Here is a 10,111-nt window from a genome sequence, read left to right as displayed (position 1 = left end):
AACTAAAGGAAAATGAACCAAAAAATAGATCCATAACTAACATAAACAATGAAAATAAGAAAAAAAAATATAAATTTTAGATTTAAAAAGTCAAAATTGAAATCTAAAAATGAAAAGAGCATTATGCAACGGTCTTAATATTTATATCAACTCTAATTTCGTTGTTTGTTTTTACAATTGTTGTTTTTGCCAAAGGTTCTTGATCCAAAAATTCATTTTTGTGTTTCTTGTATTCTTAAAGTAATGTTAAATATATTGATTTGTTTTTAATGAAAAAGGATTTTAGTTGTGTAATTTGTAGAGATTACTAAATTAGCTCTTTGTGTTTTAAGGGTGAAAAGTTGTTTTTTTGTATTAAAGAGCAGGTGTTTATGTTAAAAATGTGTAATATTGTTAAATTTTAAATTTAAAAGATGAGATTATTTTTATTGGTTTTATTTACCTCTTTCAGTACCTATGCACATGATTATTTTTTTGCTTTTGCAGAAGTTGAGTATAATGAAACTTCAAAAAAATTAGAAACAACCTTAATAGTTTCAACTCACGACTTAGAATCTGCGATTAAAGAAGAAGGAATTATAATCGTAGATTTTTCAGAGATTGAAAATGATTCTAAGGATTTTGAAATTCTTGAAAATTATCTTCTGAGGCATTTTAAAATAAAATCTACTAAATCGGTGAATTTTAAACTTTTAGGGTTTAAAATATCATTAAAAGGAGTTACAGAATTTTATTTAGAATCTGAGTCTGTTACAATTGAAAATCAGGTAGATGTATTTTATGATTTGTTAATGAATCATAATAAAAAACAGCAAAATAAAATTACTTTTTATTATAAGCAGAAAAGTTATACGAAACCTTTTTTAATTTCAGTAAAAACGCAAACAATTAAATTTAATTAATAATCCATGAGAAAAATTACTCTTATAGCTTTAATGTTGCCTATTATTTCTTTTTCGCAGAATAAATTTGCACAATTAGAGCAATTACTTCCAACTCCTAATGAATATAGAAATGCTGCTGGTGCACCAGGACATAACTATTATCAGCAACAAGCCGATTATAAAATTAATGTTACTTTAAATGATGAGGAACAAAAAATCATAGGTAAAGAAACGATAACCTATACAAATAACTCTCCTGATGTTCTTGAGTATTTGTGGATTCAATTAGATCAAAATATAAGGTCTAAGGACTCTGATTCTAAATTGATTTCAGTTGAAAAAATGGAAGATTTTAGAAGCTTAAGAAATATAAAAAAGAAAATGTTAGATTTTGATGGAGGATTTAAGATAGAAGAAATCACTTCTACTTCGGGCCATGGAATGAAATATTTTATAAATAAAACAATGCTAAGAATCGATTTGGATAAACCACTAGCGGCAAATTCATCAATCTCATTTAACATTAAGTGGTGGTATAATATCAATGACCGTTCAAAACTTGGTGGTCGTAGTGGTTACGAATATTTTAAAGAAAATGATAATTATTTATATACTATAGCACAGTGGTTTCCTAGAATGTGTGTTTATAATGATGTTGAAGGGTGGCAAAATAAGCAGTTTTTAGGAAGTGGAGAGTTTGCTTTGCCGTTCGGAGATTACGAAGTTTCTATCACTGTGCCAAGTGATCACGTTGTAGGTGCGACAGGTGTTTTACAAAACGAAAATTCTGTTTTAACTTCTGAACAAAGAAATAGACTGAAAAAGGCTGAAAATTCTGATTTTCCAATTTTAATTATTACACAGACAGAAGCGGAAGAGGTAGAGAAAAATAAATCACAAGGAACTAAAACCTGGACTTTTAAGGCTAAAAATGTTAGAGATTTTGCATTTGCATCTTCTAGAAAATTCATATGGGATGCGCAAGGGGTTAAAGTTGGAGGAAAAAATATTATGGCAATGTCGTATTACCCAAAAGAAGGAAATCCTTTATGGGAGCGTTATTCGACTAAACTAGTAGCTCATACAGTAAAAACGTATTCTAAATATACTGTTGATTATCCATATCCTGTTGCTATCTCTGTACACACAAATCGAATTGGAATGGAATATCCTATGATCTGTTTTAACGGAGGAAGACCCGAAGCAGATGGAACCTATACTGAACGTACTAAATACGGAATGTGGGGAGTAATTATTCATGAGGTTGGACATAACTTTTTTCCTATGATTATTAATTCTGATGAGCGTCAATGGACTTGGATGGATGAAGGATTAAATACATTTGTTCAATACCTAACGGAACAGGAATGGGAAAGAGACTATCCTTCTAGAAGAGGTCCTGCGCATTTAATTACAAATTATATGCGTGGCGATAAGAGCAATATTTCTCCGATTATGACTAATTCAGAATCTATTTGGCAGTTTGGAAATAATGCCTACGGTAAGCCTGCAACGGCTCTAAATATTTTAAGAGAAACCGTAATGGGAAGAGAGCTGTTCGATTATGCATTTAAAATTTATAGCGAGCGTTGGAAGTTTAAACATCCTACTCCAGCAGATTTTTTTAGAACAATGGAAGATGCTTCTGCGGTTGATTTAGATTGGTTTTGGAGAGCATGGTTTTATACTACAGATCATGTAGATATTAGTTTAGATGAAGTTAATTGGTTTCAATTGAATACCAAGAATCCGAAGATTGAAAAGGGAACGGCTAGAGAAGTTAATAAAAATGAGCAACAATTTATTAGTCAAATTAGAAACAAAGAGTCAATTAAAGAGACAGTAAATGAGCTAGATTCTGACATTGACGATTTTTATGGTTCTAGAGATATTTATGAAGTTGATGCTATAGATAATTCGGAATACAATACATTTAAAAGTTCCTTATCGACAGATGATTTGGAATTATTGAATTCTGGAAAGCAATTTTACGAATTAAAACTTAGTAATATTGGAGGAATTCCAATGCCAGTTATTTTAGAGTTTACATTTGAAGACAATACGACTGAAATTATTCGCATACCAGCAGAAGTTTGGAGAAAGCATGAAGAGAAAATTTCAAAAGTATTTTTCTTTGATAAAAAAGTAAGTTCTATTTTATTAGATCCGTTTTTAGAAACAGCAGACACAGACATAAACAATAACAGTTGGCCAGAAAAACAGGTGCCAACAAAATTCGATTTGTTTAAGTCTGGACGCTCATCAGAGAATCCAATGCAAAGGGATTTAAGATTAAAAGAATTATCAAAAAAACAATAAGGATTTATATCTGAAAGATAATATTTTCTAATTATATCTAGAAAAAAGGTTTGAGAATTTTCTCAAACCTTTTTTGATTATGGAGTACTAGAAGATTCTTGGATCTCTTTTTGTGTGCTAATTAAAACTTATTCTAATGATATTGTGTAGAGGAATATTGAGTTATTGCCTTAGTTTTTTAATCATTTATAAGATAATCAATCGGATTCAAATAAAACATTTTTTTCCATCCTTGTCTGCTTTTATAGTCATATCTCAAAAAATATGGAATCGGAGTTAAAATTGAATAATGTAAGTGTGGTGCTTTTCCTTTTGCGTTCCCACTTGTACCGATAGTGCCGATTGTCGTACCTTGATTAACCCAAGATAGAGTAGAAGACATATTATCTTTCATGTGAGCATAATAATGAATTCTCCATTTCGGCCCGATTATCAATGAAATTTCCCCTCCGATTGGAATTTCTCCTGCATATAAAACTAATCCACTTACTGATGAATTTATTTTCGTTCCTTTTTTCGCGAAAATATCAACTCCTTTGTGTGTTATAGATTTTCCCCAAGGGTAATGCCAAAAAGAGTCTTTATTAAAATCATTTTTTGTTGCGTTTTCAACTGGCATTTTAAAATCTTGTGGTAAAATCAAACCAATAGCAATTATTATCAGAATTGTAAATAATATTTTTGTTCTTTTTTTCATTTTATTTTGTGCGAGATATGAATGAAAAATAAACGAATTTAATACGTTATTTAAATGTTAAAATGGTATTATTATCTTTTTTCAGCCGATTCATTTGTAAAACCAGGAGAGATTGATTTTTTGGAATCATTATATTCAAAAAAAGCAACTCCTATATCACCTTTTCTCCATTTTTTATAAGAGTCAGAACTTTCAGGAATAAAACATTTTAAATAATGCTTTTTTACAAATTCATTTAATTTAGGAGTTGTAATAGATTTATTTTTTTTTATTTCCCTAGTAATTTTTTGAGCGCTTTCTGAAGTAACGGCATTTAAAATTGCAATTCCGTAAAATTCATCTTTTTGATTTTTAAAGACATCTCCATTTTCATGATGTGTATTGTATTCCAAAATCTCAACGTTTTCATAGCCTACACCTGCTTCTTCTAGTATGGCAATTGTATTGAGGTATTTGTCTATATATTCTTCAACTTTTTTCTGCATCTTTGAGTTTTTTTAAGTGTATTTAATTGCTGTAAAAGTACTTGTTTTTTAAAGACTGATAGATATCATATTAAATACATTTAAAAATTAAGACATTTATATGGTACAACGAAAAAGATTAAATATGAAAAGTAATACACCTATTTCAAAAATAATGACTACTAATGTTATCGCACTTACCTTGAATAATTCATTGTTAGATGCTGAACAATTATTTAAGAGTTATAAAATTAGACATATACCCGTTGTTAGAAATAAGGATATTATTGGAATACTTAGTTTGACTGATTTGCAAAGAATCAGTTTTACAGATTTAAATATCGAACACCATGATGAAATTGAAGATACGCTGTTTGAAAATCTTAGTGTAGAGCAAGTAATGATTAAAAATCCTATCCAGATAGTTTCCACAAAAACAATTAAGGAGGTTGCTGAAATTTTATCTAAAAATGAATTTCATGCATTGCCAATTGTGGAAGATCATGAATTAATAGGAATTGTTACGACTACCGACTTATTGAATTATATGATCTCTCAATACGATTAATTATAATTTAAAATTAATACCTGCATCAGCTAATTTATCGTATTTTTTTCGATTAAACTTGTATAGGTAAGCTCCTTTTTTAGAAGATGTTTTATCTTTTTCTTCTAGTTTTGTCAGTATATCTAAAGCGATTATTTTTTTTCTAAAATTACGATTGTCAAATTGTTTTTGGTAAATAGATTCGTATAGTTTTTGTAAGCTTGGAATCGTAAATTTTTCTGGTAATAGTTCAAATCCTATAGGTTGATAACTAGCCTTTAATCGTAATTGAACTAGAGCGTCTTCAACTAACTGATTATGATCTAATACCAAATCTGGCATTTTATCTAAGTCGTACCAAACAGCTCCATGTTTTTCGACCAATTCAATATCCTGATCCTCAATTCTAATCAATGCGTATTGTCCGACGGTGATGCATCTATCTCCAGGGTCTCTATCCACACTGCCATAGACTTTTAATTGTTTCATAAAAACATTTTCAAGTCCTGTAATATCTGTTAATACTCTTTTCGCTGCGTTTTTAACACTTTCGTCTTTTTTCACAAAACTTCCGATTAATGACCATTTACCTGCAAAAGGGGCTATTCGTCTTTTAAAAACCAATAGCTTTATCGATTGATTGTCAAAACCAAAGATTATACAATCAGTTGCAATTAGAATTTTGTCTTGTTCTGCGTAGTAATTCAGCTGTTTTGTATCCATAATATCAAAAGTAAATAATTTTGATGGACTTTATTGATTTTTATATAAATGTAATAAATACATTTATTATATTTGTATAACTTTAATTTAAATTATTTGAGATTATGAGTACTAAATTATCACAATCTGATTGTATTAAAATTGACAAGATATTCGCTTTGGGTGCAATAGATGTAGTAAATATTGAAGCTCCTGGAAGAATTAACTTAATCGGTGAGCATATAGATTATAATGGAGGAAACGTATTACCTGCTGCTATTGATAAGTGTATTTATTTTTCTATTAAAAAGAATAACAGTGCTACATTTGCTAATGTTTTAAGTAAGAATTTTAACGAAGGGTTTTCTTTTGACATTTCGGTTCCTGAAAAGCCTGGAGAAGGATGGCTAAGTTATTTGTCTGGTGTTTTAACTGAAATTGCTAAAATTAGACCTACAAAAGTTACGGGATTTGATTGTTCTTTGGATAGTAAGTTGCCAATAGGATCTGGAATTTCTTCATCTGCTGCTCTTTTGTGTGGATTTGCAAAAGGATTGAATGAGTTATTTGAGTTAGAAATTGATGATATTACAATTATTAAATTATGTCAAAACGCCGAACGTATTTTTTCTGGTGCAAATGTTGGGATTATGGATCAATTTTCTGTGATTAAAGGTAAAAAAGATCATTTTATATTATTGGATTGTGAAACTTTAGAATACAGAGCTATTCCAGCAGAGATGAACACAAATATATTGTTGTTATTGAATACTAATGTATCTCACAATTTAGCTTACAGCGCATACAATGAAAGAAGAGCTCAATGTGAATCTGCCTTAGAAATTATTACTGCAAAATACCCTTACGTAAAAACTTTAGTGGAAGCTACCGAAGAAATGATTGCTGAGTTTAAAGAAGAATTGGGTGAAGATCGAGTGAAACGAGCGATATTTGTTATTCAGGAACAAAAGAGGGTAGAAGCAACTGTTCAAGCTTTGGAAAATAACAATTTTGAATTGGTCGGTGAATTATTAAATCAATCTCATGACGGATTACAAAATTTATATGAAGTAAGTTGCCCCGAGTTAGATTTCTTAGCGAATTTTGCTAAAAATGATGACAGAGTTCTTGGAGCAAGAATGATGGGTGGTGGTTTCGGAGGATGCACTATAAACTTAATCGATAAGAAATATGTGAAAAGCTTTGTTGCTGATATTACTATAGCTTATAAAAAAGCATGTAACCTTGAGGTAACACCTATTCCCGTGAAAATAAATAACGGAGTTCAAAAAATTTAATAAATGGCAGTTAATATTAACGAAACGTCGCACAGAAGATATAATATTTTAACAGGAGAATGGATTTTAGTTTCTCCTCATAGAACAAAAAGACCTTGGCAAGGAAAGAGAGAAGACAAAACAGTATTAAGTACTATTGAGTATGATGATACCTGTTATTTGTGTCCTGGAAACTCTAGAATGGGTGATGATGTAAACCCTAATTATACAGATACATTTATTTTTAAAAATGATTTTTCTGCTATTCTTAATGATGAGCCTGCGATATTTGAAAATGGCTTGTTAAAATCGGAAGTTGAAACAGGTATCTGTAAAGTTGTTTGTTTTTCTCCAAATCACTCGTTGACAATTCCATTGATGGAACAAGAGAATATTGAAAAAATAATCAAACTTTGGAAAGAAGAGTTTGAAACCTTAGGATCCATAGATGGAATCAATTATGTTCAGATTTTTGAAAATAAGGGTTCAATTATGGGCTGTAGTAATCCTCATCCACACGGTCAGATTTGGTCTCAACGTTCTATTCCTGGAGAGATAGTTAAAAAATCTGAAAAGCAAGCTGAGTATTTTAAAGCCAATGGAGTAAGTTTGTTAGGTGATTATTTGAAGCAGGAGTTAAAGGGAGGTAGAGAGCGTATTTTAGTAGAAAATGACGATTTCGTCGCATTGATAGCTTACTGGGCTGTATGGCCATATGAGGCAATGATTATACCAAAAAAACATTATCAGAATATCAGCCAGTTATCAGAAAGTGAAGTTACATCTTATGCTGAAATTTTGAAGGAGTTGACAATAATGTATGATAATTTGTTTGAAGTTTCTTTTCCTTATTCAGCTGGAATTCATCAAAGTCCTACAGACGGAGGGAATAACGACGGATGGCATTTTCATATGTCATTTTATCCACCATTATTAAGGTCAGCTACGGTTAAGAAGTTTATGGTTGGATATGAAATGTTTGCAAGTCCACAAAGAGATATAACGGCAGAACAAGCCGCAGCTACTTTAAAAGCTTTATCAAACGTGCACTACTCTAAATAAGGTCATTATAAACTCTGTGTTTATAAAGGTTTCTAATAGATGAAAGTTTGTTTTTATAACCATTTTATAGCAATTGAGCCGTGTAAATAAAAATGATCACAGTTTTTTTGAAATAGTGTTTATGAATATGAAAATATCAAATTATTATTACGTCATTTAAATGTTAAATTGGTATTAGTGGATAGATTGACAAAAAAAGAGGATGTCTTTAAGTTCTAGGAATGAAAAAAGGGTAGTTCACCTCGAACTACCCTTTTATGTTTTTGGAATTATTATTAGTTCACCATTGCTTTTAGTGCAGCGATTGTTGTTGTTGGATCCTCTGCTCCAAAAACATAACTTCCTGCAACCAATACATCAGCGCCAGATTCTACTAGTAGATTTGCGTTTTTGTCAGTTACTCCACCATCAATTTCTATCAAAGTATTTGAACCCGAAAAATCAATTAGGTTTTTTAATTGTTGTATTTTTTTATAAGTGTTTTCTATAAATGATTGTCCTCCAAATCCTGGATTGACACTCATAATACAAACCATATCAATGTCTTTGATAACATCTTCTAAAACAGACACAGGTGTATGTGGATTTAGAGCAACACCAGCTTTCATGCCTTCAGCTTTAATAGCTTGTAAGGTTCTGTGTAAATGAGTACAAGCTTCGTAGTGAACCGTTAATATATCTGCACCAATTTTTTTAAATGTAGAAATATATTGATCAGGGTTTACAATCATTAAATGTACATCGATTGTTTTTTTAGCATGCTTTTTAATAGCTTGGATAACAGGCATTCCAAATGAAATATTAGGAACAAAAACTCCGTCCATTACATCAATATGAAACCAATCAGCCTCACTATTATTAACCATTTCAATGTCTCTTTGTAGGTTTGCAAAGTCCGCTGCAAGAACCGAAGGGGCAATTAATTTACTCATTTCTTTATGTTTGATAATTATTTTGCAATAATAGTATAAAAAACGAAAACTCTCGATAGAGATATCGAGAGTTTTTGTTTGTTAACGGTTATCTATAGGATTAACCTAAATAAGTCATTAATATTTTAGATCTTGAAGTATGTTTTAATCTTCTAATAGCTTTTTCTTTAATTTGACGTACACGTTCTCTTGTTAAATCAAAAGTTTCACCAATTTCTTCCAGTGTCATTGGTTGGTGCTCTCCTAGTCCAAAGTATAATTTGACTACGTCAGCTTCACGTGGAGTTAAAGTTTCAAGAGCTCTTTCTATTTCAACTCTTAACGACTCATGCAGTAAGTTTTTATCTGGGTTAGGAGATTCTCCTGAATTCAATACATCGTAAAGATTAGAATCTTCGCCTTCAATTAATGGAGCATCCATGGATACGTGACGACCAGAATTTTTCATAGATTCTTTTACGTCGTTTACAGTCATGTCTAATTTCTTAGCAATTTCTTCAGCAGAAGGAGGTCGTTCGTTTTCTTGCTCTAAGAAAGCATACATTTTATTGATTTTATTGATAGAGCCAATTTTATTCAATGGCAATCTAACAATACGTGATTGTTCGGCTAATGCTTGTAAAATAGATTGACGAATCCACCATACTGCATATGAGATAAACTTAAATCCACGAGTTTCATCAAAACGTTTTGCTGCTTTGATTAAGCCTAAATTCCCTTCGTTAATTAAATCAGGTAAAGTCAGTCCTTGATTTTGGTATTGTTTTGCTACTGAAACTACAAATCGCAAGTTTGCTTTCGTAAGTTTCTCTAATGCTACTTGATCTCCTGCTTTGATTCGTTGTGCTAATTCTACCTCCATATCGGCAGTAATTAAATCAACTTTTCCTATTTCCTGTAAATACTTGTCTAACGATGCAGTTTCTCTATTGGTAACCTGCTTGGTGATTTTTAATTGTCTCATGTAATTGTCAATTTTGGCAAGAGCTGAGTTGAGTCTCAAGTTCCTCCGCTTAGATATATACGTAAAAAAGTATATAAAGGTTACAGAAAAAGGAAGATATTAAAAAAAGGTTATTTATTTTACTGAGTTATACGTCTAGTATCTGTTTTGTGTTTTTTTGATATTTAGGTTTTTGTAGTACCATTCTAAGAATTGTTTTATGAAAAATGGATTCTTTGTATTGTGACCTATTAATTCTAAAACAAAATTCATCAAAATATGCT

General features: G+C 30.7%; 10 protein-coding genes and 1 pseudogene. 5 read left to right on the top strand and 6 right to left on the bottom strand.

The features are described from left to right. Nucleotides 1-413 precede the first annotated feature (413 nt). Both V5787_RS02460 and V5787_RS02455 read left to right on the top strand, forming a co-directional pair. The gene (locus V5787_RS02460) at nucleotides 414-902 is read left to right on the top strand and encodes a DUF6702 family protein (RefSeq protein ID WP_336891699.1); all 489 of its coding nucleotides are present in this window, start codon (nucleotides 414-416) and stop codon (nucleotides 900-902) included. 6 nt (nucleotides 903-908) lie between these two features. Then, nucleotides 909-3,203, top strand: coding sequence for a M1 family metallopeptidase (locus V5787_RS02455; protein WP_336891698.1), 2,295 nt, complete (start codon nucleotides 909-911; stop codon nucleotides 3,201-3,203). Nucleotides 3,204-3,381: 178 nt separating this feature from the next. Here the strand turns inward: V5787_RS02455 and V5787_RS02450 are convergent, their stop codons facing one another. Both V5787_RS02450 and V5787_RS02445 read right to left on the bottom strand, forming a co-directional pair. After that, nucleotides 3,382-3,900: a M23 family metallopeptidase gene (locus V5787_RS02450; RefSeq protein WP_336891697.1), complete on the bottom strand. Its 519-nt coding sequence runs from the start codon at nucleotides 3,898-3,900 to the stop codon at nucleotides 3,382-3,384. 71 nt (nucleotides 3,901-3,971) lie between these two features. Continuing rightward, nucleotides 3,972-4,385 (bottom strand): hypothetical protein, encoded by a 414-nt coding sequence (locus V5787_RS02445; protein WP_336891696.1) that lies wholly within the window; start codon nucleotides 4,383-4,385, stop codon nucleotides 3,972-3,974. 124 nt (nucleotides 4,386-4,509) lie between these two features. On the opposite strand from V5787_RS02445, the gene V5787_RS02440 reads away from it, so the two are divergent. Beyond that, on the top strand, nucleotides 4,510-4,932 hold the full coding sequence (locus V5787_RS02440) for a CBS domain-containing protein (RefSeq protein ID WP_336891695.1): 423 nt from the start codon (nucleotides 4,510-4,512) through the stop codon (nucleotides 4,930-4,932). On the opposite strand, the gene V5787_RS02435 is transcribed toward V5787_RS02440, so the two are convergent. Next, nucleotides 4,933-5,634 carry an NUDIX domain-containing protein gene (locus V5787_RS02435; RefSeq protein WP_336891694.1) on the bottom strand — a complete coding sequence of 234 codons (702 nt, stop codon included), beginning with the start codon at nucleotides 5,632-5,634 and terminating at the stop codon, nucleotides 4,933-4,935. 104 nt (nucleotides 5,635-5,738) lie between these two features. Between V5787_RS02435 and galK the strand changes: the two genes are divergently transcribed. Next, complete coding sequence (gene galK, locus V5787_RS02430) at nucleotides 5,739-6,911, top strand: galactokinase (RefSeq protein ID WP_336891693.1); 1,173 nt, start codon at nucleotides 5,739-5,741, stop codon at nucleotides 6,909-6,911. Between the two features lie 3 nt (nucleotides 6,912-6,914). Continuing rightward, nucleotides 6,915-7,952, top strand: coding sequence for a UDP-glucose--hexose-1-phosphate uridylyltransferase (locus tag V5787_RS02425; protein WP_336891692.1), 1,038 nt, complete (start codon nucleotides 6,915-6,917; stop codon nucleotides 7,950-7,952). Between the two features lie 275 nt (nucleotides 7,953-8,227). Here the strand turns inward: V5787_RS02425 and rpe are convergent, their stop codons facing one another. The 3 genes and pseudogenes from rpe to V5787_RS02410 form a co-directional block, all read right to left on the bottom strand. After that, nucleotides 8,228-8,884, bottom strand: coding sequence for a ribulose-phosphate 3-epimerase (rpe, locus tag V5787_RS02420; RefSeq protein ID WP_336891691.1), 657 nt, complete (start codon nucleotides 8,882-8,884; stop codon nucleotides 8,228-8,230). Nucleotides 8,885-8,984: 100 nt separating this feature from the next. Further along, the gene (locus V5787_RS02415) at nucleotides 8,985-9,848 is read right to left on the bottom strand and encodes a sigma-70 family RNA polymerase sigma factor (RefSeq protein WP_336891690.1); all 864 of its coding nucleotides are present in this window, start codon (nucleotides 9,846-9,848) and stop codon (nucleotides 8,985-8,987) included. A 127-nt stretch (nucleotides 9,849-9,975) separates the two neighbouring features. Beyond that, nucleotides 9,976-10,111: pseudogene (locus V5787_RS02410) on the bottom strand (IS1595 family transposase); the annotation flags it as partial.

It is taken from the genome of Flavicella sp., assembly GCF_037132785.1.
Lineage (GTDB): Bacteria > Bacteroidota > Bacteroidia > Flavobacteriales > Flavobacteriaceae > Flavicella.
This window is presented reverse-complemented; position numbering and strand designations above follow the sequence as displayed.